The sequence below is a fragment of the Rhodococcus sp. G6(2025) genome (assembly GCF_058628105.1).
Genome location: NZ_CP179750.1, coordinates 4587053 through 4612926 on the forward strand (window position 1 = coordinate 4587053; position 25874 = coordinate 4612926).

The following is a 25874-nucleotide window of genomic DNA, read 5'->3' on the forward strand; positions in this document are numbered from 1 at the left end:
GCGATCGGGACCGACGTGAGGACGGCCCATGATTACGAACCCGCTCGGCGCGGATACCCACTCGGTATCCGCCGGCAGCCCCACCTCCCGGGTGTGGTTGGTCGCCGCGCTGGCGCACACGTGCGAACCCACCGACCGTCCCGCGGTTCGTGACGATCTGATGCGGACCTGGGTTCCGGAGCCGGGCAGCGGTTACCGCACCCACGACGGCCGTCGCCGGGCCACCTGGGCGCAATTGCACTCCCAGTTCGATCTCGTCGAGGTGACCCCATGACTACTTCCTACGCGATCCGTCCCGCACCGGCCCGCCACCGCTCGTCTGGGGTGAGAAGGTCCTGCGCGACCATGCTCCGTGATCAACTGGCCAGGGAAGACGCCGCCGAGGATGCGCGAACCTTGTCCCCCGATGATCGGACGACGTGCCCGCTGCACCGACGGTGGATTCACCAATGCGTCGCGTCGCCGACACACGTCAACGCCGTCACACGACACCGGTGGTGCCGCCAGTGCGCCGTGCCGCTCACCGTCACCGTCGACGAAATCGCGCGGACCGTCACGATGGTGTGCCCGTCCTGCGGTGACGGCGGAAGCCCCGCCACCACCAGACTGGTGTCCGCGTGTTGCGCCAGCCTCGGCGAGGCGTCGAATCACACTTCGCGGACAGGCGCGTAGTGCTCCACGAGCGGGAAGGGATCGTAGAAGTGGTGCAGCAGGTCCTTCCACTGCTGGTACCGGCTCGATTGCCGAAAGCCTTCGGTGTGGTCTTCGAGTTCTTCCCACTCGACCAGCAGGAGATAGACATTCGGCCGCTCGAGGCCGCGTGACAATCGCAGCCGCAGGAATCCGGGCATCGACGAGATGATCGACTCGGCCTGCGCGAACGCCGATTCGAATTCCTCGACCCTTTCGGGCGCCACGGACAGCAGTGCGTGTTCCAGGATCATCGGCACAGTATGCGACGTCGCAAGGTCGTGGGTGCGAGCCACGTGATCGCCGCTCGAACGGGTGGCGCAAGTAGGGGCGATGCTCAGCCCTCACTACCCGGCGGCGGCGGGCTCGAGAACAGCTCGCGGTGTGCGGCGATGTAATGCTCGACCGACTGCGCGGGCTGCCCGGTCACGTCCTCGACGTCGGTGGTCAGCCGGTTGTAACGATCGTCGCGGTGCAGTGTGGCAACGGTGAGGAGGTGTTGCACGGTGTGCGACGAGATGCCGGGAACGGCGCTCAACAACTCCACGAAGTCGTTGTGGGGCAAATCGGATCCCGCTACCGATTGTCCCAAGCCTCGGGTGTACTGATCGGCGAGGCCGTCGATGTCCAGGACGGCGGGGCCGGTCAGCTCGAAGACCTGCCCGATACGTCCTGCTGGATCCTGAAGTATGGCGGCGACGACGCGGGCGACGTCGGTGGCGGCGACGGGCGAGGTCCTGCCGGTACCGAACGGCAAGGCCAAGACGCCGCGTTCGGCGACGGAACGGCTCGCCACGACGGTGAACAGCGGATTGTCCAGGAAGACCGTGGGTCTGACGTGGACGACGGGCAGACCGGACCAGTTCATGATGCGCTCGGCGAGCCAGTGCAGCCGTTGGTGCCGGGACTCGTCGGTGCTGGTCGACGTCATCTGCGACACCGTCATCTGCGACATGTTCACCAACACCTCGAGATCGCCCCGCTCGTCGGCGATCGCGCACACAACAGCGGCGGCTTCCAGATAGTCCGCGGAGACGCTCATGTTGAAGAACATCCGGGTCACGCCCGTCAGCGCCGCATCGACGTCGCCGGGGCGGGTCAGATCGCCGACGACGATGTCTGCTCCCAGCTCCCGTAGTGCGTCGGCGCGGCCGTCATCGCGATGAACCATCGCCCGCACGGGCTCGCCCCTGCGGAGCAGCAACTCGGCGACCATCCGGCTGATACTGCTGTAACCACCGCCCACACCGGTCACCAGGAACGGCGCCCGGTCACTCATGACCGAATCTCGCTGTTCGCGTCGCGTGCAGCCGCCGCGACTGCCCTGACACTGGAATGCGCGCTGGAGCCATCGTGGACCTCCTGGTTTTACGCTCTACTGCGACGTTACGACAGGAGGGCCGCCGCCCGTGCGTGGTTGACGAGTGCAGAGACTCGTCAACCACGCACGGATTCTCGCTAGTCGGTGACGCCTTCTGCGCGAGCAGCGGCGGCGACTGCCTCCGCGACAGCGGGGGCGACGCGAGGATCGAGCGGGCTGGGAACGATCTTGTCTACAGCCAGCTCGGCACCGACGACCGAGAGGATTGCCTCGGCGGCGGCGAGCTTCATACCTTCGGTGATCCGGCGGGCACCGGCATCGAGCGCACCCCGGAACACCCCGGGAAAGGCCAGCACATTGTTGATCTGGTTCGGGAAGTCACTGCGCCCGGTGGCCACGATCGCCGCATGCTTGCGGGCGATGTCCGGGTGGATCTCCGGGTCCGGGTTCGACAACGCGAACACGATGGAACCCTTCGCCATGGTGGCGATCAGCTCCTCCGGCACCGTGCCCGCGGACACCCCGAGGAACACATCCGCCCCGTCGAGGGCTTCGGCGGTGCCGCCGCGGCGGCCGGCCGGGTTGGTGCGTGCGGCCAGATCCACCTTGACCTCGTTCAGATCCTGCCGGTCGGCGGAGACGATGCCCTTCGAATCGAGGACCGTCACATCGGCGATCCCGGCGGCGAGCAGGATGTTCGCGCAGGCCACACCGGCGGCGCCGGCACCGGAGATGACCACCCGCAACTGGTGGATGTCGCGGTCCTGGACCTTGACCACACCCTTGAGGGCGGCCAGGACGACGATGGCGGTGCCGTGCTGGTCGTCGTGCATGACCGGGCAGTCCAGGGCCTCGATGACGCGCTGTTCGATCTCGAAGCAGCGCGGCGCGGAGATGTCCTCCAAGTTGACCACCCCGAAGCTCGGGCGCAGCCGGATCAGGGTTTCGACGATCTCGTCGGGGTCCTTGGTGTCGAGGACCAGCGGGATCGAGTTCAGGCCCGCGAAGTTCTTGAACAGGGCGGACTTGCCCTCCATCACGGGAAGCGAGGCCCGCGGGCCGATGTCCCCGAGACCGAGTACCGCGGAGCCGTCGGAGACGACGACCACCAGGCGGCTGGTCCAGGTGTACCGGTCGGCGAGGGTTTCGTCGGCGGCGATGGCGCGGGAGACCTGCGCGACGCCGGGCGTGTAGGCGATGGACAGGGCGCGCTGCGTATCGAGGGCGGTCGTGGTCTCAACCGAGAGCTTCCCCCCGATGTGGCCGGCGAAGATCTCCTCGTCGGTCAGCTCGACCTTCTGCGGTGCGGTGGGTTCGGACACAATGGTCATTGTCTACTCATTCCTTGGCTATCGACGATCCGCGGGAGCGTGTCGTCGGAATTGATCATTGATTCGGCGCTCATTGCGCGTGGGTCATCTCTCGATCAGGGCGTCGCCGGGGTCGGCGGCGTGTCGGGGGGTGACTCGGACCATCCCGAGGCAGCGCTGTCTGCGGGGCTCGGTGGTTCGCTGTCGAAGCCCTTCGGGGGCAACGCCGATGGAAAGTTGCGCTGGTCCACACCCTCCACCCGCTGTTCGTCCCCAGCGCACTGTCACGACTCGGGCTCACCGACTCGTTGTTCTTCGGCGTCGCCCTGAAATTCCCCACTGCGGGCGTCGCCGTCGACGTGGCGAGAACCAGCGTCGACCACCCGTCGGTACGAAAGGTCGTCGCCGCACAGACAGCGGCAATCGCGAAGGTCAGGAGCCGAGATCCCGTGGCACTCGATGCGGTGGCGTCGCTGCTGCACGACAGCAGCCGGACAGATGCGCAGCGCTTGTTGGCGGATTACCTGTCCCCCCAGTACGGTCCCGCTCCACGCGACGTCCACGCCGCTGGTGCGGATGCGACGTGAACACCTGGTCGTACACGCGCTGCCCGGGAGCCATGGCACGACGGTCGCCGCGCGCAGGCACGAGTTGACCATCGACGAAGCCGCGCGATACGGCGGGCACGATGCCGGTGCAAACCCTGTCGAGCACATGCTCGCCGGTCTTGCCGCTGCCTCGCTGGTGGTGCTTCGGCTGCTCGGCGAGGTCGCGATAGCCGAGTCTGCCACGCTCACAGTGTCAGCCGGCTTGAACGTCGACCGCGTGATGGGAACCGATGACGGCGCCGTCATCGACGCGATTCGCCTGGACTGGCACGTCGCGAACGCCGAACACGCCGTGCGCTTGCGTGCAGCACTTCCCCACCTTGCGAGTCGTCGACCTGGGCAAGCTCTGATCGATGCCGCATCCGTATCCACGGAAGCGGTGTCCATCCGCGCGTTGACGACTGCGGACGAGTAGCCCGAACCGCGGCTTGTCAGAGATCGAGAACGAGGTCGGATTCGGGTTGCGAGCAGCACAAGAGAGTGGTGCCTGGCATCGGGGGCTCCAGGGGGTCCGGTCGGTATCGAACGGTCCCGGAGAGGATCGGGGTCTGGCAGGTGTGGCACACGCCGGTGCGACACGACCAGCGGGTCGGAACGTCGCAGGCTTCGGCGAAATCGAGGACGGTGCTGTACTCGCCGCTCCATGGCACGGTGAGTCCGCTGCGGGTGAACGTGATGCGCGGCCCGGTGCCGACGGGTCCCAGTGGCAGGTGTGGCGGGGTGTGGGTGACGTCGGTGAGTCCAGGGTTGATGGCCGAGAGTGCGCCGAACAGTTCGGTGTGGATGCGGTCGGGCTCCACACCGAGGTGCATGAGCGCCTCGCGCATCGCGGCCATGAATGCGGTGGGACCGCACAGGTAGGTGGTCACGTTGGCGGGCAGCCCCAGGGCGGCCAAGGCTTCGCGGTTGATGCGGCCGGCGGCGGCCGGTGGATCAAGGTTCGCCGTCGGACTCTGGGCGGTGTAGTAGACGTGTTCGTGACCGCGGTCGACGCTGGTCAGCAATCGGTGCGCTTCGGCCGCGAATGCCTGTTCGGCGGCTGAATGGGCGGTGTGCAGCCACCAGATGTCGCGCTTGCTGTGGGCTGCGGCGAGTGCATGCAGCATCGCCAGAACGGGTGTCACCCCGACGCCGGCCGAGAGCAGGAGCACGGGCGTGGCGTCGTCGCGGTCTTCGGGAAGGACGAAATCGCCACGCGGAGAGGCGACGTCGACGGTGTCGCCGACGCGTAACTGCGTGTGGAGATAGGTGCTGACGAGGCCGTGGGTCTCGCGTTTGACGCTGATGCGGTACTCGATGTCCGACGGGGCGGCGGACAGCGAATAGTTGCGCACCGGCGGTGGGTCGGCGGCGCCGGCGACGCGGAGGGTGAGGTGCTGGCCGGGTTTCGGCCGGGTCAGCGGGGTGTCGTCGTGTGGCGCCAGGTGGATCGACGCCACAGTTGTGCTTTCGGGAACGATCCGCGACACCCGCAGCGGTCGGAAGCCGGCCCAGCCTTCCGGTTGGGCGCCGGCGGGCGGCTCGCCGGCGCGCTTCGGGTGCTCTGCGGCGTCGAGCAGGTCGCGAAACGATCGCTGCCAGCCGGGGCTGAGCGCGGGGATGTCCACTGCGGTCCGGAGCTGGCCGACGTCCCGGTCGGGTAGGTAGAGCAGTGCGTCGATCGCGGCGACGCTCATGCGGTGTCGACCGATCCGGGTGCGGATGATCTCGTCGCCGGCCTGCACGTGACCTTCGGTGATGACCCGGAAGTAGAACCCGGGCCGGTGGTGGGCAACCAGCAGCGCAGGCATCTCGGGCTCACCCAGGCGCATTCCGACCCGATAACAAGTGACGCGTGGCTGAGTGACCTCGAACTCGGCGTCACCGATGCGATAGCGGTCACCGATGTGCACCTCGTCGTCGGGTAGGCCGTCGACGGTGAAGTTCTCACCGAACTGGCCGTATTCGAGATCGTCGCGACCGAGTTGACGCCGCCAGAAGTCGTAGGACTGACATTGATAGACGAGCACGGCACGAATTTCTCCGCCGTGACCGTCGAGGTCGCCTTGACCGTCGCCGTCGACGTCGAGCGTGCGGACCATGCGTGGACCGTCGACGGGGTACTTGAAGATGCCCGTGTGGACGGTCCGTCCTTGCCAGGGAACGCCTTTCGGCATACCGACGTTGAGTGACCGCAGGCGTGCCATTGTGCGACCCCTTACTGTTTCGCGCGGAACAGGTTGCCGGAGGTGCCCATCGTTCACGCCCTAGCCATCGCGATGAGCAGCTTCGTCATGTCGCAGAACATCCTATATCCGACTGTGATCTGCGCCACTCCTGGCCCGATGGTCATGAAACAGCTTTCCGATCGATATCCGCGGCCGCGGAAGGACGTCGGGTCTGAGCGAATCGGTGGATCGGTGTGCGCTGCGGAACGAGCACGGTCAGGATGGCACCGACGACGGCCGGTGCGGCGAAAGCCGCCAGTTGCCAGTTGGTTCCGGTCTCGATCGCGACGAGGACGCCACCGTAGGTGGGGCCGACGATCGCCCCGATCCGGCCCACACCCAAGGCCATACCCAGTCCTGTGGCACGACTCGACGCGGGGTAGTGACTGCCGATGAACATATTGAGAAGGATCTGGGTGCCGGTCGTGCCGACTCCGGCGAGTATGCCGCCGATGCAGGTGCCGACGAACCCCATGGCCACGGAACGGGCCCGGGCACGGGGTTCGGCGAATTCGATCAGTGTGGCGGCGGCTGTGGGCATGAGGACACCGGCGCCGAGTCCGACGGCGAAGCGTCCCGCCCCGAACACCTCGGGGGTGGGGGCGATCGCGCACGCACCCATGGCTGTGGAGAACATGACGACGGCGGCGAGGAGAGTGCGGCGTCGTCCCCACCGGTCGGCAACTGCCGCGGCGAGGAGAGTGCGGCGTCGTCCCCACCGGTCGGCAACTGCCGCGGCGAGGAGGGCGCCGACGAGCATGCCGATGCCGGTCAGCGAGCCCAGCATCCCGACGTCGGTGGCGTCGAGGTCCCACGGGGTGTATGTGAGCAGTGACGGAACCACTGTTCCGTACATCAGGAGGTCATAGCCCTCGAGGACCAGGGCCATCAGGCAGAGCCCGACGACGGGGGCTGCGGGTGGAATACGGGCACGCATCGGATTCTCCGCTCGGAAGGTAGTCCAGACCAACGACCGCGGTGACCTCCGGAACATGTGAGGTCACTGCGGCGTGAGGTCCGGCAGAGGGATGTGGTGGCTGTCTACGGGAATCTGGTTGCCAGCCACGCGCCGATGTCGGCGGCGGCGAGGCTGGCACCGGTGGGAGCGCCGTCGTGGATGGGTCCGCCGAAGTGGGTGCCGGCGACGCGGACGTGGGTTTTGTCCGTCGACCCGAGTGCATCGCACACCGTCTTGGCGTCGTCGGGGAAGCAGGCCTGGTCTCCGGTGAGTTCGACGAACAGTGTCGGTGCGGTCACCGTGGGGGCGCAGCGCAGGAAGTCGGCGTTGCTGCTGAGCCCGGACCAGGTCGACAACCAGGCGTCCGGCGTGGAAAAGCGACCGAAGCCGACGAGTCCGTAGTTGGTCAGGTCGGGTCGCCGGCCGAACAGCGACCCGTAAGGGCGTTCGTTCGGGTTCAGCGATAGATCGACGAATCGCAGGTCGGCGTCGGTGCGGTAGACGGTGAGGACGCGGGGCGCGAGGGCGGCGCGACGATCTCCCGGATCCGACGTGCTCTTGTACCGGCGGCGCGCGTCGGCGGCTTCGTCGACGCGTTGCCGGGCGACGGTGTCGAGGCGGGCGATGCGGTCGCGCTGCGCTTGGCGGTAGCGTGTGATGAATTCCGGTGAGTAGGAAGAACTGTGGGGCGGTTCGGCGAATCCATTCGCAGGATCGAACGGGTTCAGGTCCGGATCTGTCGAAAGAGGGTCGGATTCGTCGACGACCGACGGGTCGATCAGCCGCAGCAGGAGCGCACCCTGACCGGGGTGCGGTGCCATGAATATCGCCGCATCGGGCCGGGGCATCTCGGCCCCAGCCAGGTCGATGGGTCTGCCCGCGGGAGTATGGGTCAACCGCTCCCCCGGCGGCAAACCGGCTTGCTGGTGATAGAACGCAAAGAGGGTTCCGCCGCCGGAATGACCGAGGGTGACGACGTGGTCGAAACCCCTCTCCCGCAGAAACACTTGCCCGGCCGCGGCATCGAGCAAGGCTTGCTCGTGCACTAGAGCGATGTCGTTGTTGACCGATCGGGTGCCCTGCGTCCATACCGCGAACCCGCGGGCGAGCAGTTCGGGCACGAGCACGTGGTGAGTCAGATCCTGGCGCGGGTGCATCAGCGCGACGACGGTGTGCGCGCCGGGCACCACCCGTAGGACACCGGAGACCTTCGCTCCGTCGGCGGTGGCAAGTTCGTGCACCGACGTGACGGCGGTGTCAGGGGCCTGGGCGGCGTCGATGTACCGTCCGGCGCCGAGCCGTTGGGTGCTCTCGCTCATTGCGGCTCAACCCTCATGACGTCCTTGTCCCACTGCGTGATTCGGGACCCCGCCAGTCCGGCGACGCTGCTGTACCAGACGGCGTGGCGGCAGCCGGTGGCGCGGCGGTCGATGACGATGGCCGAGTCGGAGACGATTCGGAAGTAGGGCCCGACGTGGTCGACGGTGACCGCCGGGTTGCGACCGGCCACCTCGGCGACAGCCGTGTTCTCCGGGACGTCGAGGATGAACAGGGTAGTCATCGGGTCGCCATCTCCTTCGATTCCTGCTCCTGTTGCCAGGCCGCTGCCCGTTCGGTGATCAGTTCGGCTTTGCGGGTGAGCAGCGCGGCCATGCTAGGGTCCGGTCCGGTCACGACGTCGACGAGGGCGTCGATGGTGAGATTGGCGTCGAGGTCTTCCTGCGGGGTGACCGGGCGTAGCGCCCTTGTTATTTCGATCATGTAGCCGTTGGGGTCGTGGGTGTAGATCGACTCGATCGTCTCGTGCTGGATCTGCATCTCCACCGGCCACGAGCTGTGGTCCAAGCGCCGCCGGTATTCCATCAGGTCGTCTTCGCTATCCACGTGGATTGCCAGGTGGCGGGAGCGGATGAAGAAGATGGGTACGTCCTCGGCGAATCGGGAGTACGAGTCGCCCTGCGGGCCGCCGTCGAACGGTTCGAGGCCGAAGTAGTAGAAGAATGCCAATCGGTCGTCGTTGCCGATATCGAAGAAGAAATGGATGAAGTCGGGATGTTTCTCCGGGCCCCAGCCGGCCGCGCAGATCGAGTGCACGACTGGGAACCCGAGAACGTCGCGGTAGAACGTGACGGTCGCGGCGGGGTCGAATGTCGGGTAGGCGACGTGGTCGACGCCTTTGACCGTGTGTTGCAGTTCGGACATGGTGAACTCCAATGGATTCGGGTCTACTGAAGGGCGGCGGCCTGAGCGTCGGCACGCAGGAGACCACCGGCTCCGGGGATGTCGACCGGAAGATCGAGGGCCCGCAGCAGGCTGTAGACACCGGCGGTGGCCGCCGAGAGGACGGGCAGCCCGAACTCGTCTTCGGCCGCTTGGACGAGGTCGAGTGAGGGCATCTGCACGCACGCGGAGATCACCAGCGCGTCGGCTCCGGCGCGGTCGAGCGATCGGGCAGCGTCCATGACCCGGTCGCCGGGGATACAGCCGACCTCCGCGTTGTCGGCGACCTCGAGTGCTCGCCAGTCCGATACCCGAATTCCTTCGGCCTCGATGTACGCGACGACCTGCTCGGCGAGGGGACGCATGTAGGGGGTGACCAGGACGATCCGTTCGGCGTGGATGGCGTGGAGTGCTTCGACGAGTGCGCCTGCGCTCGAGCGGATCGCCGTTTCCGAACCGCCGGTGGCCAGTTGCTCGGCAATCAGCCCCTCCACCCGCTGATGCTCTCCGGGTCCCACCGACATCAGCGCGACCAGGCACGCGTAGAGAATGGCGTCGACCCCGGCATCACCGAGTTCGAGGATGCATCGCTCGCGTTGGGCGTTCATCGCCCGTAGCTGTTCCGGGGACACGGACTGCATCCGCGTCCGGCTCGAGTGAAACGAGAACCGCGCGTCCGCATGCCGGTTGAGCAGTGCCGGCATTTCCGTCTCGACGGTCACATTCGAACTCGGTACGACGAGTCCGATGCGATGAATGCCCATGTTGTGGCCCTTCTGGTGGGAGTCGGACATAGATTTACGCCCATGACGAGTATTCGACGCTAATGATGATTCGTCAACCCCCGAGCGTCCGAAGCGTGGGTTCGCCGCAACTTCCCCCACCTCCGTGACGGCACTCACAGTTGCCTCTTGACATGTCATCATTCACGTCGAATACTCGACACAGACGTAAGGAGTGTTCGAGGATGACCTCACACCGCCCCCTGAATTTCCCCCAGCACGAAGGAGCGCAGCTGCAATGGCATATGTGATCGGAGTGGACGTCGGTGGCACGTTCACCGACGCGGTATTGGACGACGATGCAGGCACTGTTCTCGCCGCGAAGGCCCCCTCGACACCGCCGGACTACTCCCGCGGCGTGATCGACGTCCTCGAGGTACTCGCCGGGCAATTGGGCTGTCCGATCGAGGAAATGCTGGCAAACACCCACCACATCGCACACGGCACCACGTCGTCACTCAACGCGCTCGTCATGGGCAACGTGCCCCCGGTCGGCTTCCTCACCACCAAAGGCCATCGCGACTCCATCTACATCATGAACGTCGAGGGCCGATACCTGGGCGGCTCACCGGAGCAGTTGCAAAATGTCATGGGGCAGAGCAAGTCTCATGGCCTGATACCGAAGAAGCATGCCCTGGAAGTCACCGAACGACTCGACCGCGACGGCAACGTCGTCGTCGCACTCGACGAAGAATCCGCCCGTCGATCCATCCGCACGCTTCTCGCCGACGGCATCACCGCGATCGCGGTCTCCCTGCTGTGGTCGTTCCGCAACCCGACGCACGAGCAGCGCATCCGCGAACTCGTCCACGAGATCGACCCGACGGTGTTCGTGTCCCTGTCGAGTGAGGTGAGCCCACGCATCCGCGAATTCGCCCGCAACGCGACGACCATCATGAGCACCCAGATCGGACCGGGGCTACGTGACTACCTCGGTTCACTGGAGTCCGAGCTGCGGGAACGCAAACTCGCCGGACCCCTGCTGGTGATGCAGAGCAACGGCGGCGCCGTCGCAGCCGCCGAGGCACCGAAGAACGCGATCAGCACCGTCGGCTCGGTGCTGACCGGTGGCGTGGTCGGTGCGGTGTCCCTCGGCAAACAACTCGGCCACCGCAACATCATCGCCACCGATGTGGGCGGGACCACCTTCCTCGTCGGCCTCGTCGTCGACGGCGAGCCGGTCCGGGCGTCGAGCACGATCATCAACCACCACCCGATCAACGTTCCCACCCTCGAGGTACACGCCATCGGTTCCGGCGGCGGCGCCATCGCCTGGGTCGACCCCGGCGGCAATCTCCAGATCGGCCCACACAGCGCCCAGGCCGTCCCCGGCCCGGCCTGCTACGGCCAGGGCGGCATCGAACCGACCAACGCCGACGCGAACCTGGTTCTCGGGATCCTGCCCGAACACGGGCTCCTCGGCGGCCGTAAACCGCTGGACAAGGACCTCGCGCGGGAAGCAATCCGCACCAAGATCGCCGAACCCCTCGGGCTGTCGATCGAAGACGCGGCCGCGGCCATCTACGCCGTACAGAACGCCCAGACCGGTGACCTGCTGCGTAAGACGGTGGTCGAGGCGGGACACGACCCCCGCGACTTCGTGCTCTACGCCTTCGGCGGTGCCGGCCCAGCCCACTGCGCCGCCTACGCCCGCGAGGTCGGTGTCAGGGAAGTCATCGTCCCACTCGGCCAGGTGGCCTCGGCGTTCTCCGCCTACGGATTGGCCTCGTCCAACATCGTCCTCGCCGCCGAACTGTCCGACCCTGCCGCCATGCCGCTCGATCCTGCCCGTGCCGAGCGCAACTTCGCCCAACTCGAGTCCCAGGTCCTCGAGCAACTCAACCGGCAGGGGTTGACATTCACCGGGGTGGAGATCGAACGCGAAATCGACATGCGCTACACCATGCAACTTGCGGAGGTAGCGACAGCGGTACCTGCCGGTAGCCTCGACGCCGCCGGTATCCACGCCGCGTCGGACCTCTTCGAGCAGCGGTACGCCGAACTGTACGGAAAAGACAGCGGTTTCCGTGAGGCCGGAATCCAGGCCATCACCTACCGTGTCCGGGCCACCGGCCTCCTGCCGTTCTCCCCTACCCTGCCGGAGGTCAAGTCCGCGGACTCCGCCGATCCCACACCAGCACACATCGGAACCCGAAAAGTGTGCCTGGACGGCCGGATCGGGTACGTCGACACCGACGTCTACGACTACAGCAAGCTGCTCGCCGGACACGTCCTGCACGGGCCGGCCATCATCGAAGTCCCCACGACCACCGTCGTCGTTCCCCACGACACCACCGGCACCGTCGACCGCCTCGGCAACCTCACCATCGCCGCCCAGTAGGAGCACCGAAGATGACCATGCAAATCCCCGGCTCCGAAATCTTCTCGAGCCGACCGATCGACCCCGACGCACTGGCGCGATCGCTGCCCCCGACGCTGGCAGTCCACACCGTCAGCCAGGAGCACATCGACAACCTCGACCCACTGACCTACGAGGTCATCCGGCACCGGCTGTGGTCGGTCACCGACGAAATGGGCGAAGCACTCAAACGCATGTCCGGCTCCCCCATCGTCACCGACGCCAACGACTTCGACTTCGCGATCAGCGACGAAATCGGGCAGGAAGTGCAGGTAGGCCTGTACAACACCATGCTCGTCGGGGCGGTCGACCTCGCCATCTACTGGACCCTCCAGCACCGCGCGACCAACCCGGGCATCACCGAGGGCGACATGTTCCTGTGCAACGATCCGTGGGTCGGCGGCGGACTGCACCAGAGCGATGTGATCGTCTATCAACCAATCTTCCACGAGGGCAAGCTCTTCGCCTGGACCAGCGCCATCTGCCACGAACCCGATCTCGGCGGGTCCGGGCTCGGCTCGTTCGACCCCTCTGCCCAGGACGTGTTCTCCGAGTCGCTGCCGACACCCCCGATCAAGGTGGTCCGCGACTACGAATTGCAACGCGACGTCTCCGACGCCTGGGTGCGGCGCTCGCGGGTGCCCATGCTCGTCGGACTCGATCTCCGCGCGAAGATCGGCGCCAACACCGTGGGGCGCAACCGACTGCTCGCGGTGATCGAGCAGTATGGCGCCGACACCGTCAAGGCCGTGATGAAGCGGATGATGGCCGACGCCGAGGGACGTCTGCGCGGCAAGCTCACCTCGCTGCCCGACGGAACCTGGAAGGCCACCGGCTATCAGGATCAGTCACACACCGGCGACCGCGGGATCCACAAGATCACCGTGGCCATGACCAAGACCGCCGACCACCTCACCTTCGACTTCACCGGCACCGACCCGCAGACCGGCGTCATCAACTGCACTTACGCGGGCATGCGCGGCGGAGTCATGCTCGCCCTGCTTCCGATCCTCGCCGGGGACATCCCTGGTCCGCGGGCGGACTGATGCGCTGCTTCGACCTGGTCTCCGAAGAGGGCACGATCAACAACGCCACCTTCCCCGCCGCGGTCAGCCGCGGACCGATCGGACCCGCGTGGCTCACCGGCACCCTGATCGCCGAATGCCTGTCGCAGATGCTCGACCGGTCGGTCGATCTCGGCACGAGCGTGCAGGCCGCGTGCTGCGGCACCTGGGACACCGCCGTGATCGCCGGTCTCGACGAACGCCCCGAACAGTCGGTGCCGTTCCTCAACATCATGATGGAGCCGATGGCCGGCGGCTACGGGGCCCGCCCCACCGCCGACGGCATGGACACCGGTGGCCTCTTCTGCATCCCGATGGGCCGCATCCCGGACACCGAAATGACCGAATTCCTCTACCCGCTGCTCACCCTGTGGCGCCGCGAGGAACCCGACTCCGGCGGACCCGGACGCCAGCGCGGTGGTGTCAGTGCCTCCATCGCCATCACCCCCTACGGCACCAGCCTGCCGATGGGCCTGGTACTGGCGTCGGCGGGCAAGGCCGTCGCCCAGAACAACGGTCTCGCAGGCGGATACCCCGGCAATACCGGCGTGGAGGTCCTCGCCCGCGGCACCGACATCGTCGAACAGTTCGCGGCCGGCCGCATCCCCGACGCCCTGGACGATCTCGGCGGCGGCCGCGAACTCGGAGCCTGCTACGCCGAGAGCTACGTGGCACCCGGTGAGGTGCTGTACATGCACTGGCAGGGCGGCGGCGGCTACGGTGATCCGTTGCTGCGCGACCCGGCCGCCGTGGCAGCCGACTTCCGTGAAGGCAAGGTCACCGAAAACGGTGCCGAAACCGTCTATGGAGTCATCCTCTCCGGCGGAGATGCCGATGAGATCCGGACCTCGGATCGGCGGGACGAGATGCGCACGGAGCGTCGAGACCGCTCCGGGACTACTCGGTCCGATGCCCCCGTGCTCGATCTGGCCGGGGCTCGCAGACTCGACGACAACCTGGCGGAGGTCACGATCGGGGACACCCGCGCGATCGCCTGCGCCCAGTGCGGACGCCTCCTCGGAGACGACAAGACCAATGCTGCGCTGGACCTCGCCCGGTTCGAAGGTCCCTCCTCGACCGCCGGACCACAGGTGACCTCCGATCCGCGCGAGTACGTCGACGCCCCCGTCGTCTTCCGGCAGCTGTGCTGCCCCGGTTGCTGGACCGCTGTCTACTCCGGCATCGTCCCCGCCGATCACCCCGATCACGCCCTGGACATCGCCCGCCTCCTCCCCGCGGTAGCGGAGCGATAATGTCGGCGAACCCCGTGATGACACTGGATGCAGGAGGACTGCGGTGACCTTCTCGGATTGGGGCGGACGCCTCGTCACGTTCCCCGCCGACCGGGCCGGGCACTACCGCGAAAGCGGGATGTGGAGCGCCGATCCCACCGGGCGGCGACTGCACCGGATCGCCACCCGGTTCCCGGATCGAACGGCGGTGATCAGTGCGGAGGGTTCGATGAGCTTCGCCGAACTGGACCGTCGGACCGACCAGATCGCGGCCGGACTGATCCGGCTCGGGCTCGACCGACTCGATCCGGTCATCTTCCAGCTGACCAATCGCCTGGAGACCGTCCTTGCCTGGTACGGCTGCCTCAAGGCCGGCCTGGTTCCCGTCGCGACTTTGGCCGCGCACCGCATGCACGAGATCGGGCACGTCAGCCGCAAGGTCGGCGCCGTGGGGCATATCGTCGAGGCCCGCACCGCGGGATTCGATCTCGTCGAGTTCGCACGCGAACACGCCGCCGGGCATCCCAGTATCCGGCACATCATCAGCGTCGGCGACGAGGCGGGCAACGATCAGCCAGGCGTGACCCGACTGGAAGACATCGGTCGCGAGACCGATCCCGCCGCAGCCCGTGCCGTGGTCGAACAGATAGAAGCGCAGATCGACCCACTCGACGTCGTCGCGTTCCAGCTGTCCGGCGGTACCACCGGTGTGCCCAAGGTGATTCCGCGCATCCATGCCGAATACTGGAACAACGCCCTGCTCTACGCACAACGACTCGGCTGGGACGAACACAGTCGCGTGGCACACCTGATACCGATCATTCACAACGCCGGAATCTCGTGTGGGCTGCACGCGGCGCACTCCGTCGGCGCCTGCCTGGTACTGGCCACCGCTGACGCTCCCGCGGCGTTCGAGTTGATGGCACGGTCGGAGGCGACCGAAGTCCTCATCGGGCACGGCCACTACCAGGCAGTTCTGACCCCGGACTTCGACAAGGCCCGCGCGTCTCTCGGACGGGTCGTACTGTCGGGTGCCAAGGTTCCACCCGAACTGTTCGAACGAGTCGACGACGGTGCGGGGCATTGGGCCGGCCAGCTGTTCGGCATGTCCGAAGGGCTGCTGACGGTGACCCCGATCGACTCCCCCACCCACGCTCGCCTGACGACCGTGGGAACCCCGATCGCGTCCGACGACGAAATTCGTATCCTCGAGCCGGGTACCGAGATAGATCTCCCCGACGGCGGCGTCGGAGAACTGTGCTGCCGCGGCCCATACACGATCCCCGGCTACTTCGATGCCCCGGAGCACAACCGGGATGCCTTCACCTCCGACGGCTTCTACCGCACCGGTGACCTCGCCGCGATCACCGTCATCGACGGCGAGCGGTACCTGTCGATCGAGGGCCGAATCAAGGACCTCATCAACAGGGGCGGGGAGAAGATCAACGCGGAGGAACTCGAATTACTGCTGCTCGAGCATCCTCGCGTCGCCAATGCGGCGGTAGTCGCCATGCCCGATCCCCGACTCGGGGAGAAAACCTGCGCATATCTGGTGGCCACCGACGAAGAGCCGTTGTCGATGAAGGCCGTTCAAGAGCATCTGGCCCGGCTCGGCGTCGCCAAGTTCAAGTGGCCCGAACGGCTCGAATGGGTGACATCCTTGCCGCACACCAATGTGAACAAGATCGACAAGAAGCGGCTGCGTGCCGAGATAGCCGCGAAAGTGCTCGCCGAAGCCGATGCACGCGGCGCGGTCGTCTAGAACCACGTGTTCCGTTCTGGATCAACACCTTCGGGGCATGTCCACACGGACATTCCCCCGAAGACGACCACCTTCCAGATGACATCGACCGCACACGTCACATTGACTGTTCGACATAAACGTCGAATACTTGACTTAAACGTCACATAGACTGGAGTTTTGCCATGAATCTCGCGCGAGTCGCAGTTCTCGGAGGTGGACCCGGCGGTCTCTATGCCGCAAGACTGCTCAAGCTCAGCCATCCGGACGCCGAGGTGACCGTGTACGAACAGAGCGCCCCGGACAAGACATTCGGATTCGGCGTCGGCCTCGCCTCCCGCACACAGCGCAATCTTCGCGAGGCCGATTCGGCATCGCTGGAGGCCATCGTTGCCGCTGCACACCCGCACGACATGTCGATGCAGGTCGGCGAGCACATCGCCCGGCTGCAGAGCGGCGACCTCCTCGCGATCGCGCGTACCTCCCTGCTCGAAGTGCTGCAACAGCAAGCCCGACAGGCCGGTGTCCGCCTGCACTTCGGCGAACGCCGGGACATCGGCGACCTCGACGCGGACCTGATCATCGCGGCCGACGGCATCAACAGCGGAACGCGCACAGAGCTCGCAGACCGCTTCGATCCACACATCGACACCGGCACCGGGCTGTACCTCTGGTGCGGAACCGATTTCGCTCTCCCGAGCGCCATATTCACACCGGTCACCACCGAGCACGGCACGTTCGTCGCGCACGCCTACCCCTACGCGCCGGATCGCAGCACCTTCCTCATCGAAACCGACGAGGACACTTGGCGGCGAGCAGGATTCGACGTATCCACCGAGCAGACAGCACCACTCGACAGTGACGAAACCTCACTGCACTACCTGCAGGCAGCGTTCGCCGACACTCTGCAGCACCACCGGCTGATCGGTAACCGCACCCGCTGGATGCGCTTCCGGACCGTCTCGTGTGGGCATTGGCACAGCGGCAACGTCGTACTCCTCGGCGACGCGGCCCACACCGCGCACTACTCCATCGGCTCGGGCACCAAGCTGGCCATGGAGGACGCCATCGCCCTCGACCAGGCACTCACCGCCTCCCCGAACATCGAGGACGCGCTCGCGCACTACGAACGAACCCGCCGCCCCGCCGTCGAATACCTCCAGCACATCGCGCACCGCAGCGAACTCTGGTGGGAGTCCTTCCCGCAGCGGATGAACCTACCCGTCGAACAGCTGCTGATCGCCTACATGACCCGCGCCGGAAAGGTCAGTCTCAGCCGATTCCACGACACCGCCCCCACGCTCGTGCGGAAGGGCCTGGCGAACTACGCGGACGTGCCTCCCGACGCGATCCCCGACACCGACATCACGGACTGGACGATCGGGCAACCACTCGCCCACGGCGACCGCCGATTCGAGCACCGGATCGCACCGGCGGACCTGCGCGACGCCGCCACCACCACAGTGCTCGATATCGACTTCGAGTCCGCCTGGGGTCCGGAGGCCACCGCACTCATCGAGACCGCACCAACCGCGCGAACTCTCTGGCTCACCGGCCCAACCACCCGCTCATCGCTGCTCGGCAGGCTCGACTTCGCCGAACGCCTCGGTCACCGCACAGACGCACTCGTCGTCGTCGAGGCCCCCGGTTCCTGCCGCGCAGATGTCGCAGCAGGTTTGGCCAGCGTACGGATGCACCTCGCGTTCTTCAGTGATCCCGCGACGTCGGACGCTGATCCGGCGCTTTCCGGGTTGCGGGTCTCGACATGAGTACCCGACCAGCGACCGGCGCCCGTTATCCTTCGGACATGACAAGCGAGGAGGCCCCGAACGAGCGCCGACCCCGAGGCCGGGGCAAATCCCGTTCCACCGATCAGGCTGCGACCGAAACCGCGGGCATCCGCAGCAACCCTCGCCGTGAGCTGGTGGAAAAGCAGATCATCGAGCAAGCCACTCGACTGTTTGCCGAACGAGGATTCGCGAGCACCACGCTGCAGGACATCGCCGACGCAACCGGCCTGACACGGCCGGCCCTCTATCACTACGTGGCCAACAAGGACGAGCTCCTCTCCCGCCTGGTCAGCGAGAGCACCGAGACACCGGCCGCGCTGCTACACACCATCAACGAGCGCACCGATCTGGGTCCGACAGAAAAGCTCCGCGAGATGGCCACCGCCATCGCACTGCATCAGGCGCAGGCTCCGGATCGATTCCGGTTGATCATCCGTTCGGAAGCCGAATTACCCGAAGACATCTCACGCAACTACGAGCAGAGCCGTCGACACGTGCTCAAGGAATTCATCCACGTCGTCGAAGACGGTATCCGCACCGGTGAGATGCGACCGGTCGACCCGCGAACCGCAGCTCTGGCCGTCATCGGCATGCTGAACTGGATCGCCTGGTGGCATCAGCCGGGAAACGCAGACGACGACCGAGTCATCGCCACTCAACTCGCGGACATGGCGGTACGCTCGTTGGTCCACCAGGACCCGCAGTCGGCGAGCCCGGAAGGTCCCGCGCGAGCGATCGCGATGATTCGCCAGGACCTGAACTACCTCGAACGGCTGCTCGACGAACCACGCCCCGACTGACCGCGCTCGACGGCAACGGCCCCGGTCCTGACGGAGGTCACGCGCGTCGCAGCGCCAGCACGGGGATCGTCCGGATGCCCGCCGTCTTCTCCGCATATTCGGCAAAGCCGGGATACCGGCGCGCCTGCTCGGTGTAGATCCGATCCCGTTCGTCACCGGTCACCTCGACGACAGTCACCGGGTACTGCTCGGTGCCGCGTTCGACCTCTGCCTCCCCTGCACTGACGAGGTTGTAGTACCAGTCGGGATTGGTCGGGGCACCGGCCTTGGAAGCGAAAACGTAAATCGTGTCCGGACCTTGCTCATCGGGTAGATACATCATCGGGCTCACCCGATCGCGCCCAGTCTTTCGGCCCCGGTGGTGAACCAGCACCACCGGGGCGCCCTCGAACGGGCCACCCACTCGGCCCTGGTTTGCCCGGAATTCGGCAATGATATTCGCGTTCCAGTCGTCGGGGGTGCTCATCCTGGGAATTGTCCTAGGCCGGCACCGGAACGGGGGGCATTTCCGGTCGAATGACGTCGTCTCGTGTCGCACTCTTTCCGCTGACCGCGATGGCGACCATTCCGGCACCGCCAATCCGACGCCACGCACATGCAGGCGTCGTCGCCATCAGGCCCTTGTGGAAAATCAGTCCTGTTTGGGCACCCAGTGGTCGGTTGCGAGCTCGTAACTCTGTTTGAGCTCCCCGTACGCCGCTCGTTGGGCCTCCTCGCCCTCGCCGTACCGCCGGACGGCCATCTCGTGGGCAGCCGCGAAGGCCGCCTGTACCTCCTTCGACGATCGCCGCAGTGTCTGTGGGAGCTCGGTTCGGTTCACCGCTCCACTCCTTCTCGGTCGTGGCCGTGACGTACCCCTCGATTGTCCGCCCGGGACCACCGCGGCGGAACCGGGTTGACCCGGTTTTCCGATGTCGGCCGCGGGGCGCCCGCAGGCAGGGTCTGCGCAGCGCACCCGGCACCGAGAATCACAGGCATCGAAGCGGGTCTCCACGGTGGCCTGCCAACGGTGTAGACCGGGGAAACACCTGGCACCGATCACCGGTATGGGTAACAATGACCTCGGAAAACACACAGCGACGCCAATTTCATTCTCGCCGAAGGGAAGTCCGCACCAGAGGAGACTCGATGCCTGTTTCGCCACACACATTGTTACAGCACGTCCAGGATCGCACCACCGACCTACGCCGATGGTTGGATACCGGCGAGAACACCGCCGTCCTGACGGCGTATCTGCGCGACGAACCCGTCGACCACCGTTGGCTCACCACCTACAAACGACTCACGCACGATCTGCTGAGGGCGGTCGACCATGCCTGCCCGTCCAGGGCGCCGCACGAAACCCAGACGCCGAACGCCGGCCGGCCGCCGGACCGTCGATGAACGACGACCAACGCCGGGCTCTCGAGCACGTACGCGACACCTGCGTCATGCTGCACAGCTTCCTGACCACCCACCCGAGCGACCGACCGCCCGAACGGGTCCGATCGGCCACCTTCGAACAGCTCACCGACGACCTCCTCGACGCCGTCACCGCAGCGCAGAACGCAGGAGTTCCCGAACAACACATCTTCGACAGCATGTGACAACCGTCCGCCGGCCCGGTCCGTGGCAGAAGCCCCTACCGGGATCGAGGTTCGGCTCTCTAGCCGGTGCCGGGCGAGGAATGCGCTTTGCCGGATGCAATACCGGCTCGTATTCCGATTGCTCCGGCCTCTCCACGGTTGGCGCCCTCGAGTTTCTTGAGCACGCTCGCGACGTGAAACTTGATCGTGCTCTGGCTGATCCCGAGTTCCTCGGCGATGGCGCGATTGCGTTTGCCGACCGCGAGGTGCGCGAGGACTTCGAGCTCGCGGGGGTTCAGGGTGGACAGCAGGTGCTCGTCGGGGCGGGCGGCGCGCGGATCCAACGGGATGGTCAGCGTCACGCGACTCCCCCACCCGGCGATGGATTAGATGTCGATCCGGCCGCGCAACGTGTGCAGGCGTCCGGACAGTTGCCGAGTCAGCGCGTTGCGGTCGATGGCGCCGAGCCCCTGGTCGCGGACCTCGATCAGGACGTTGTCACCGTCGCAGTCCCACGCGATCCGTAGCCGGGGCAGCACCGGTTGTGCGCCGAATGCCAGCACGATGGCGCGGACCGTCGCGCGTGCCGCATGCGCCACCTCACCAGGAAGCGGACGGCCGGCGGGTCGACATAGTCGACTTCGACCTCCCGATGCCGCAACAGTGGCCGCAATTCGCCCTGCAACCGAGGAAGTGCCGGGACTCGCCGGTGAGCTGCGTGGTGGCGATGCCCCAGCCGGCGTAGTTGCTGGAGCTGACATACGTGATCTTGCCCTCCTGGACCAGTTGCTCCATGGCCTGCCAGGTCTCCTCGAACGGGGTTGGCCCGGTCGATGTTGTCGGTCGGCAGCGGCCTCGCACGCCCGCTTGATGTGATATGCGGACAGGCGCCGGTCGTTCGGTCCGAGCCCCATCGGCTGATACACCTTCGTGGCCAGGACGATCTCGTCACGGCGGCCGCTCTTGGCCAGCCATTCGCCGATGATCTCCTCAGAGGTGCCGCACCCCTTCTCCGTGTCCGGGTACCGGGGGCCACCGCAGACGTCGGCCGAGTCGAGGAAGTTGATGTCGTTGTCGATCGCGGTGGCCATGATCTCGAAGCTGGCCGGCTTGTCGGTGGCGTCGCCGAAGTTCATGGTGCCCAAGCCGGTGCGGCTGACGAGCAGGCCGGAGCGGCCCAGATGCGCGTATCACCTGAGTTGGTGTTCTCCTCTCTGTGCGGGTTGGTTCGGTGCAACGGACCGGATGGAGCGGTATGGTCCGCGCCCCGGCCGGCCCGGGATGGTTATCCGCCGGACGGGGTCGCGTAGCCGGTGGGCTGCCTCGGTGTGTAGCCGGCTTCGAGCTGCTCGATCTCGTCGTCGGTCAAGGTCAGGTCTACCGCTGCGGCTGCGTCGACGTGGTGATGTGGCTTGGTCGCGCCCACGATTGGCGCGGCCACCTGCGGGTTGCGCATGACCCAGGCGAGGGCGACTTGGGCCATGGGCACGCCCCGTTCGTGGGCGACCTTCTCGACGGCGTCGATGATGGGCTTGTCGCGGTCGCCGTGACCGGCGAAGAAGCGCTCGGCGGCGGCATCGTCTGCGGATCGGGTCGTGCCCGCCTGCCCGAACGGGCGGGTCAGCCGGCCTTTGGCCAGCGGGCTCCACGGGATCGATCCGACGCCCTGATCGGCAAGCAGCCCGAACATCTCACGCTCCTCCTCCCGCTGGAGCAGGCTGTACTGGTTCTGCATGGACACGAACTCGGTCCAGCCGTGCAGGCGGGCGGTGTACTGCATCTTGGAGAACTGCCGCGCCCACATCGAGGACGCGCCGAGGTAGCGGGCATTCCCGGCTCTGACGACGTCGTGCAGGGCCTCTCCTCGACCGGAGCGTCGGGGTCGAACCGGTGGAGCTGGCACAGGTCGACGTAATCGGTGCCGAGGCGGGTGAGGGTTCCGTCGATCTGCTCCATGATGGCCTTGCGGGACAGTCCTCGCCCGCCGGGGCCGTCATGCATCGGGAAGAACAGCTTCGAGGCAAGCACGATCTGCTCCCGCGAGGCGAGCTTCCGCATTGCGCGCCCGACGATCTCCTCCGAGGTGCCATGCCCGTAAACGTTCGCGGGTCCCAGAACGTGATCCCCAAAATCCAGCGCCTGCCGCAGGAGCGGTTCGGCGGCGTCCTCGTTCAACGATCATGGCTGTCCGCCCGGAATCGTGGGATCGCCGTAGCTCATGCAGCCGAGCACGATCCGGCTGATCGTTAATCCGGTCGATCCCAGTGGTCCATACTCCATGTCGGTTGCTCCTTCGCGGTGGCTGTCACCGCCACGTGACTGCAGATAGGTCGGGGACGCAGATCGGCATCCTCGGATAGTCAGGCGATCGGGATGCCTGGGTCAGCGGCCGACGAGGCCGAGGTGAAACTCGTTGTATCGGTCGCCGTGCACGCCGACCCGGCGGGCGAGGGTGTCGAGATCGGCGATTTCGTCGGCCGACAGCGGTACTCCGGTGGCGCCCGCGTTCTCCTGGATGCGCGTGGTCCGGCGCGTTCCGGGAATCGGCACGATCCAGGGCTGCTGCGCCAGGAGCCAGGCCAGAGCGATCTGGCCCGCGGTGGCGTCCTTTGCCGTTGCAAGCTGTGCGACGTGATCGACGAGAGCCTGATTCGCTGCCCGGTTCTTTTCACTGAAACGCGGAATGCTCGCGCGCACGTCCCCCTCGGCGAAGGTCGTGCGGGTGTCGACCGTGCCGGTGAGGAATCCCTTGCCGAGCGGGCTGAACGGAACAAAGCCGATGCCCAGCTCCGCCAGGGTCCGGAGCACCTCGGCCTCCGGGTCGCGTGTCCACAGCGAGTATTCGCTCTGGAGTGCGGTGACGGGCTGGACGGCATGTGCGCGGCGGATGGTGGCGGCGGAGGCCTCGGAGAGGCCGAAGTGGCGCACCTTGCCCTCGGCGATCAGTTCGCCCACGGTGCCGGCGACATCCTCGATCGGCACGTCCGGATCGACGCGGTGCTGGTAGAACAGGTCGATCGCATCGGTGCGCAATCGGGTGAGGGATTCATCGGCGACGCGGCGGATCTGCTCGGGCCTGCTGTTCAGGCCCACGCTTTGATTGTTCTGGATGTCCCAGCCGAACTTGGTGGCGATCACGACCTGGTCGCGGATGGGTTCGAGGGCTTCGCCGACGAGCTCCTCGTTGACGTACGGTCCGTATACCTCCGCGGTGTCGAAGAACGTGACGCCGTGCTCGACCGCGGAGCGCAGGACAGCGATCATGTCGTCCCGGTTGCCGGGGTTGGGTCCGTAGCTCTGGGACATGCCCATCGCGCCGAGTCCGATCGCGGAGACTTCGAGGCCTTGGCCGAGGGTTCTGGTGTGCATGGTCAGACCTCCACTGTCATGTTGTGTGCGCGGGTGTAGTCGGTGTCGGCAACGTGTTCGAGCCAGGTCGTCGTCGTGGCCGGGTCGTCGCCGTTCTCGTGGGAGTGCCAGGCGGTGCGGGCACTGGGCGCGAACCAGACACAGGCGACGACCATCCGCCGGCCCGGCTCCTGCGGGGCAGCGATCGGGTCGACCCACATGTCGCCAGTGAACTGCCCGGAGGGTTCTTACCTGTCGGGTTCTGGGAAAGCTGTTTCATAGATTCGTCTCTTTCGGCGCAGCGGCCTGAGTCTTCTGCAGGTCGGTGTCTTCGTGATGATGTGCGGTGGCGGCCCAGCTCGCCAGGAGACTGAGCCGTTCCTGGCTCGCTGAACCGGGCTCGGCGGTGTAGATGAGGAACGAGAGTCCGGGTTCGGCGGTCAGCTCCATGCCCTCGTAGGACAAGGTCAACTCGCCGACAACGTGATGTTGGAAGTTTTTGGTCCCCGAGCCGTGGCGGCGTACGTTGTGTGCTCCCCACCGGGTGCGGAACGCGTCACTGCGTGTGGAGAGCTCCCCGATGAGATCGTGCAGTTGCTTGTCGCGGGGGTCGCGGCCAGCCTCGGTTCGTAGGATCGACACGGTGATGTCGGAGGCGGCTTCCCAGTCGGGGTAGAACTCCTTGGCGCGCTCGTCGAGGAAGCAGAACCGCGCGAGATTGCCCTGCCCCGGCCCGTCGAAGACGCGATCGTAGAACGCGCGACCCAGCGCGTTGGTGGCAAGGATGTCCATTCGGCCATTGCGTACGAACGCGGGCCCGTGAGTGATCACATCCAGTGCCCGCGTGAGGCTCTCCCGGGCTACCCACCTTTTCGGATTGCGCCTGCGCACAGGTTGGGCGGCGCCGCCCGCGACGCGGGCCAAGTCGAAGAGGTGCTCACGTTCGGCGTCGTCCAGTTGCAGCGCTCGCGCGACCGCTTCGAGGACGGCATCGGAGACCCCGGCAAGGTTCCCGCGCTCGATCTTGGCGTAGTACTCGATGCTCACATCGGCGAGCATCGCGACTTCACTGCGTCTCAGTCCCGCCACACGCCGCTGCCCGGAGACGGTCAGACCTGCCTGCTCGGGGGTGAGGTTCGCGCGCCGGGACATGAGGAACTCTCGTGCTTCACTCCTGTTGTCCACGCCCCAAACGTTATGCCGATGCAGCCACGCAGGGGATGCCCTGCTGGTACACCCCTCATCAGAGACTCCCTCCGGGCCCGTTCTGAAGGTGTCATAGAACTTGCCGAGATTCCGCGACGGTGACGATGGCACCGAAAGAACACTTCGCCCGACCTTTCATGGCGTGGAGCATCTTTTGTGGTCGATGGCGTCTGTCGCGTCCCCGCCGAGCGCGGCCTCGGTGCATTGCTCACCGATCGCGACGCAGCACAACGGCATGAATTCGAAGGCGGTGCATGCGAGGAGTCGCAGCAGGAAACGAACTGAACAACCGACGAGGCATCCCCAGATGCCGGACGAGAGGAAACAAGCATGGCTGAGAACACAGGTACTGGCTGGACCGGTGGACAGAACGCGTTCGGTGACTTCGCCCCCGGACTCGTCCACTACACCGACAAGATCCTGTTCGACGAGGTGTGGGAACGGCCCGATCTGTCCAAGCGCGACCGCAGCCTGGCCACCGTGTCGGCCCTGCTCGCGATGGGCAACATCGACCAGCTGAACTTCCACCTCCCGTTCGCCCGCGACAACGGCGTGACCGAACAGGAACTCATCGAGACCATCACCCACCTTGCGTTCTACACCGGCTGGCCCAAGGCCATGTCCGCGATGACCGTCGCCAAGAACGCCTTCACCACCGAGGAGAACTGAACCG

The 25874-nt window shown here is 66.2% G+C and carries 23 protein-coding genes and 4 pseudogenes; 10 read left to right on the forward strand and 17 right to left on the reverse strand.

Features of this window, described 5'->3' with window-relative positions:
• Window positions 1-28 precede the first annotated feature (28 nt).
• Window positions 29-274: a hypothetical protein gene (locus tag ACLIVD_RS20980; protein ID WP_280784348.1), complete on the forward strand. Its 246-nt coding sequence runs from the start codon at window positions 29-31 to the stop codon at window positions 272-274.
• Window positions 275-647: 373 nt separating this feature from the next.
• Here ACLIVD_RS20980 and ACLIVD_RS20985 read toward each other — a convergent pair whose 3' ends face one another.
• The 3 genes from ACLIVD_RS20985 to ACLIVD_RS20995 all read right to left on the reverse strand — a co-directional run bounded on the left by ACLIVD_RS20985 (window position 648) and on the right by ACLIVD_RS20995 (window position 3342).
• The gene (locus ACLIVD_RS20985) at window positions 648-944 is read right to left on the reverse strand and encodes an antibiotic biosynthesis monooxygenase family protein (protein WP_280784349.1); all 297 of its coding nucleotides are present in this window, start codon (window positions 942-944) and stop codon (window positions 648-650) included.
• An 83-nt stretch (window positions 945-1027) separates the two neighbouring features.
• Window positions 1028-1969: an NAD(P)H-binding protein gene (locus ACLIVD_RS20990; protein ID WP_317568792.1), complete on the reverse strand. Its 942-nt coding sequence runs from the start codon at window positions 1967-1969 to the stop codon at window positions 1028-1030.
• A gap of 179 nt (window positions 1970-2148) precedes the next feature.
• A complete protein-coding gene (locus ACLIVD_RS20995; RefSeq protein WP_491930585.1) occupies window positions 2149-3342 on the reverse strand; it encodes an NAD(P)-dependent malic enzyme in 1194 nt (397 codons plus the stop codon).
• A 630-nt stretch (window positions 3343-3972) separates the two neighbouring features.
• Between ACLIVD_RS20995 and ACLIVD_RS21000 the strand changes: the two genes are divergently transcribed.
• On the forward strand, window positions 3973-4344 hold the full coding sequence (locus ACLIVD_RS21000; protein ID WP_280780306.1) for an OsmC family protein: 372 nt from the start codon (window positions 3973-3975) through the stop codon (window positions 4342-4344).
• Window positions 4345-4360: 16 nt separating this feature from the next.
• Here the strand turns inward: ACLIVD_RS21000 and ACLIVD_RS21005 are convergent, their stop codons facing one another.
• The 6 genes from ACLIVD_RS21005 to ACLIVD_RS21030 all read right to left on the reverse strand — a co-directional run bounded on the left by ACLIVD_RS21005 (window position 4361) and on the right by ACLIVD_RS21030 (window position 10078).
• Window positions 4361-6115, reverse strand: a complete 1755-nt coding sequence (locus tag ACLIVD_RS21005) for an MOSC domain-containing protein (protein ID WP_491930587.1) — start codon at window positions 6113-6115, stop codon at window positions 4361-4363.
• Window positions 6116-6257: 142 nt separating this feature from the next.
• Window positions 6258-6896, reverse strand: a complete 639-nt coding sequence (locus tag ACLIVD_RS21010; RefSeq protein ID WP_491932908.1) for an MFS transporter — start codon at window positions 6894-6896, stop codon at window positions 6258-6260.
• Between the two features lie 281 nt (window positions 6897-7177).
• Complete coding sequence (locus ACLIVD_RS21015; protein ID WP_283335390.1) at window positions 7178-8413, reverse strand: alpha/beta hydrolase; 1236 nt, start codon at window positions 8411-8413, stop codon at window positions 7178-7180.
• On the reverse strand, window positions 8410-8655 hold the full coding sequence (locus ACLIVD_RS21020; RefSeq protein WP_283335389.1) for a hypothetical protein: 246 nt from the start codon (window positions 8653-8655) through the stop codon (window positions 8410-8412). The genes ACLIVD_RS21015 and ACLIVD_RS21020 overlap by 4 nt, the downstream gene beginning before the upstream one ends.
• Entirely contained in the window at window positions 8652-9296 is a 645-nt protein-coding gene (locus ACLIVD_RS21025) for a VOC family protein (protein ID WP_105420145.1), read from the reverse strand. Before ACLIVD_RS21025 ends, ACLIVD_RS21020 begins: the two co-directional genes overlap by 4 nt.
• 23 nt (window positions 9297-9319) lie before the next feature.
• The gene (locus ACLIVD_RS21030; RefSeq protein WP_283335425.1) at window positions 9320-10078 is read right to left on the reverse strand and encodes a maleate cis-trans isomerase family protein; all 759 of its coding nucleotides are present in this window, start codon (window positions 10076-10078) and stop codon (window positions 9320-9322) included.
• 256 nt (window positions 10079-10334) lie between these two features.
• Between ACLIVD_RS21030 and ACLIVD_RS21035 the strand changes: the two genes are divergently transcribed.
• The 5 genes and pseudogenes from ACLIVD_RS21035 to ACLIVD_RS21055 all read left to right on the forward strand — a co-directional run bounded on the left by ACLIVD_RS21035 (window position 10335) and on the right by ACLIVD_RS21055 (window position 19082).
• Entirely contained in the window at window positions 10335-12437 is a 2103-nt protein-coding gene (locus ACLIVD_RS21035; protein ID WP_283335388.1) for a hydantoinase/oxoprolinase family protein, read from the forward strand.
• Between the two features lie 11 nt (window positions 12438-12448).
• A pseudogene (locus tag ACLIVD_RS21040) lies at window positions 12449-14772 on the forward strand (hydantoinase B/oxoprolinase family protein).
• A gap of 43 nt (window positions 14773-14815) precedes the next feature.
• Window positions 14816-16513, forward strand: coding sequence for a (2,3-dihydroxybenzoyl)adenylate synthase (locus ACLIVD_RS21045; protein ID WP_280780296.1), 1698 nt, complete (start codon window positions 14816-14818; stop codon window positions 16511-16513).
• 164 nt (window positions 16514-16677) lie between these two features.
• The gene (locus ACLIVD_RS21050) at window positions 16678-18261 is read left to right on the forward strand and encodes an FAD-dependent monooxygenase (RefSeq protein ID WP_491930588.1); all 1584 of its coding nucleotides are present in this window, start codon (window positions 16678-16680) and stop codon (window positions 18259-18261) included.
• Window positions 18262-18299: 38 nt separating this feature from the next.
• Complete coding sequence (locus tag ACLIVD_RS21055; protein ID WP_283351995.1) at window positions 18300-19082, forward strand: TetR/AcrR family transcriptional regulator; 783 nt, start codon at window positions 18300-18302, stop codon at window positions 19080-19082.
• Window positions 19083-19119: 37 nt separating this feature from the next.
• On the opposite strand, the gene ACLIVD_RS21060 is transcribed toward ACLIVD_RS21055, so the two are convergent.
• Window positions 19120-19548, reverse strand: a complete 429-nt coding sequence (locus tag ACLIVD_RS21060; protein ID WP_280780293.1) for a nitroreductase family deazaflavin-dependent oxidoreductase — start codon at window positions 19546-19548, stop codon at window positions 19120-19122.
• A 165-nt stretch (window positions 19549-19713) separates the two neighbouring features.
• The gene (locus tag ACLIVD_RS21065) at window positions 19714-19902 is read right to left on the reverse strand and encodes a ChaB family protein (RefSeq protein WP_009473096.1); all 189 of its coding nucleotides are present in this window, start codon (window positions 19900-19902) and stop codon (window positions 19714-19716) included.
• A gap of 308 nt (window positions 19903-20210) precedes the next feature.
• Here ACLIVD_RS21065 and ACLIVD_RS21070 point away from each other — a divergent pair, with 308 nt between their 5' ends.
• Both ACLIVD_RS21070 and ACLIVD_RS21075 read left to right on the forward strand, forming a co-directional pair.
• Window positions 20211-20465, forward strand: coding sequence for a hypothetical protein (locus tag ACLIVD_RS21070; RefSeq protein WP_242322953.1), 255 nt, complete (start codon window positions 20211-20213; stop codon window positions 20463-20465).
• Window positions 20462-20668 (forward strand): hypothetical protein, encoded by a 207-nt coding sequence (locus ACLIVD_RS21075; RefSeq protein WP_477955432.1) that lies wholly within the window; start codon window positions 20462-20464, stop codon window positions 20666-20668. Before ACLIVD_RS21070 ends, ACLIVD_RS21075 begins: the two co-directional genes overlap by 4 nt.
• Before the next feature lie 59 nt (window positions 20669-20727).
• Here ACLIVD_RS21075 and ACLIVD_RS21080 read toward each other — a convergent pair.
• The 6 genes and pseudogenes from ACLIVD_RS21080 to ACLIVD_RS21105 all read right to left on the reverse strand — a co-directional run.
• Window positions 20728-21344: pseudogene (locus tag ACLIVD_RS21080) on the reverse strand (helix-turn-helix transcriptional regulator); the annotation flags it as partial.
• A gap of 205 nt (window positions 21345-21549) precedes the next feature.
• Window positions 21550-21783 (reverse strand): annotated as a pseudogene (locus ACLIVD_RS21085) (aldo/keto reductase); the annotation flags it as partial.
• 149 nt (window positions 21784-21932) lie between these two features.
• A pseudogene (locus ACLIVD_RS21090) lies at window positions 21933-22822 on the reverse strand (aldo/keto reductase).
• Window positions 22823-23029: 207 nt separating this feature from the next.
• On the reverse strand, window positions 23030-24016 hold the full coding sequence (locus ACLIVD_RS21095) for an aldo/keto reductase (protein ID WP_491930590.1): 987 nt from the start codon (window positions 24014-24016) through the stop codon (window positions 23030-23032).
• Between the two features lie 2 nt (window positions 24017-24018).
• Entirely contained in the window at window positions 24019-24216 is a 198-nt protein-coding gene (locus tag ACLIVD_RS21100) for a cupin domain-containing protein (protein WP_283351992.1), read from the reverse strand.
• Window positions 24217-24271: 55 nt separating this feature from the next.
• Complete coding sequence (locus tag ACLIVD_RS21105) at window positions 24272-25180, reverse strand: helix-turn-helix transcriptional regulator (protein WP_491930591.1); 909 nt, start codon at window positions 25178-25180, stop codon at window positions 24272-24274.
• 351 nt (window positions 25181-25531) lie between these two features.
• On the opposite strand from ACLIVD_RS21105, the gene ACLIVD_RS21110 reads away from it, so the two are divergent.
• Window positions 25532-25870 (forward strand): carboxymuconolactone decarboxylase family protein, encoded by a 339-nt coding sequence (locus ACLIVD_RS21110; RefSeq protein WP_061697793.1) that lies wholly within the window; start codon window positions 25532-25534, stop codon window positions 25868-25870.
• Window positions 25871-25874: the final 4 nt, after the last annotated feature.

Bases quoted from the DNA above. Each gene is read 5' to 3' on its own strand.
- ACLIVD_RS20980 (WP_280784348.1), top strand. From the start codon at position 29: ATGATTACGAACCCGCTCGGCGCGGATACCCACTCGGTATCCGCCGGC.
- ACLIVD_RS20985 (WP_280784349.1), bottom strand. From the start codon at position 944: ATGATCCTGGAACACGCACTGCTGTCCGTGGCGCCCGAAAGGGTCGAG.
- ACLIVD_RS20990 (WP_317568792.1), bottom strand. From the start codon at position 1,969: ATGAGTGACCGGGCGCCGTTCCTGGTGACCGGTGTGGGCGGTGGTTAC.
- ACLIVD_RS20995 (WP_491930585.1), bottom strand. From the start codon at position 3,342: ATGACCATTGTGTCCGAACCCACCGCACCGCAGAAGGTCGAGCTGACC.
- ACLIVD_RS21005 (WP_491930587.1), bottom strand. From the start codon at position 6,115: ATGGCACGCCTGCGGTCACTCAACGTCGGTATGCCGAAAGGCGTTCCC.
- ACLIVD_RS21010 (WP_491932908.1), bottom strand. From the start codon at position 6,896: ATGCTCGTCGGCGCCCTCCTCGCCGCGGCAGTTGCCGACCGGTGGGGA.
- ACLIVD_RS21015 (WP_283335390.1), bottom strand. From the start codon at position 8,413: ATGAGCGAGAGCACCCAACGGCTCGGCGCCGGACGGTACATCGACGCC.
- ACLIVD_RS21020 (WP_283335389.1), bottom strand. From the start codon at position 8,655: ATGACTACCCTGTTCATCCTCGACGTCCCGGAGAACACGGCTGTCGCC.
- ACLIVD_RS21025 (WP_105420145.1), bottom strand. From the start codon at position 9,296: ATGTCCGAACTGCAACACACGGTCAAAGGCGTCGACCACGTCGCCTAC.
- ACLIVD_RS21030 (WP_283335425.1), bottom strand. From the start codon at position 10,078: ATGGGCATTCATCGCATCGGACTCGTCGTACCGAGTTCGAATGTGACC.
- ACLIVD_RS21035 (WP_283335388.1), top strand. From the start codon at position 10,335: ATGGCATATGTGATCGGAGTGGACGTCGGTGGCACGTTCACCGACGCG.
- ACLIVD_RS21050 (WP_491930588.1), top strand. From the start codon at position 16,678: ATGAATCTCGCGCGAGTCGCAGTTCTCGGAGGTGGACCCGGCGGTCTC.
- ACLIVD_RS21055 (WP_283351995.1), top strand. From the start codon at position 18,300: ATGACAAGCGAGGAGGCCCCGAACGAGCGCCGACCCCGAGGCCGGGGC.
- ACLIVD_RS21060 (WP_280780293.1), bottom strand. From the start codon at position 19,548: ATGAGCACCCCCGACGACTGGAACGCGAATATCATTGCCGAATTCCGG.
- ACLIVD_RS21070 (WP_242322953.1), top strand. From the start codon at position 20,211: ATGCCTGTTTCGCCACACACATTGTTACAGCACGTCCAGGATCGCACC.
- ACLIVD_RS21075 (WP_477955432.1), top strand. From the start codon at position 20,462: ATGAACGACGACCAACGCCGGGCTCTCGAGCACGTACGCGACACCTGC.
- ACLIVD_RS21095 (WP_491930590.1), bottom strand. From the start codon at position 24,016: ATGCACACCAGAACCCTCGGCCAAGGCCTCGAAGTCTCCGCGATCGGA.
- ACLIVD_RS21100 (WP_283351992.1), bottom strand. From the start codon at position 24,216: ATGTGGGTCGACCCGATCGCTGCCCCGCAGGAGCCGGGCCGGCGGATG.
- ACLIVD_RS21110 (WP_061697793.1), top strand. From the start codon at position 25,532: ATGGCTGAGAACACAGGTACTGGCTGGACCGGTGGACAGAACGCGTTC.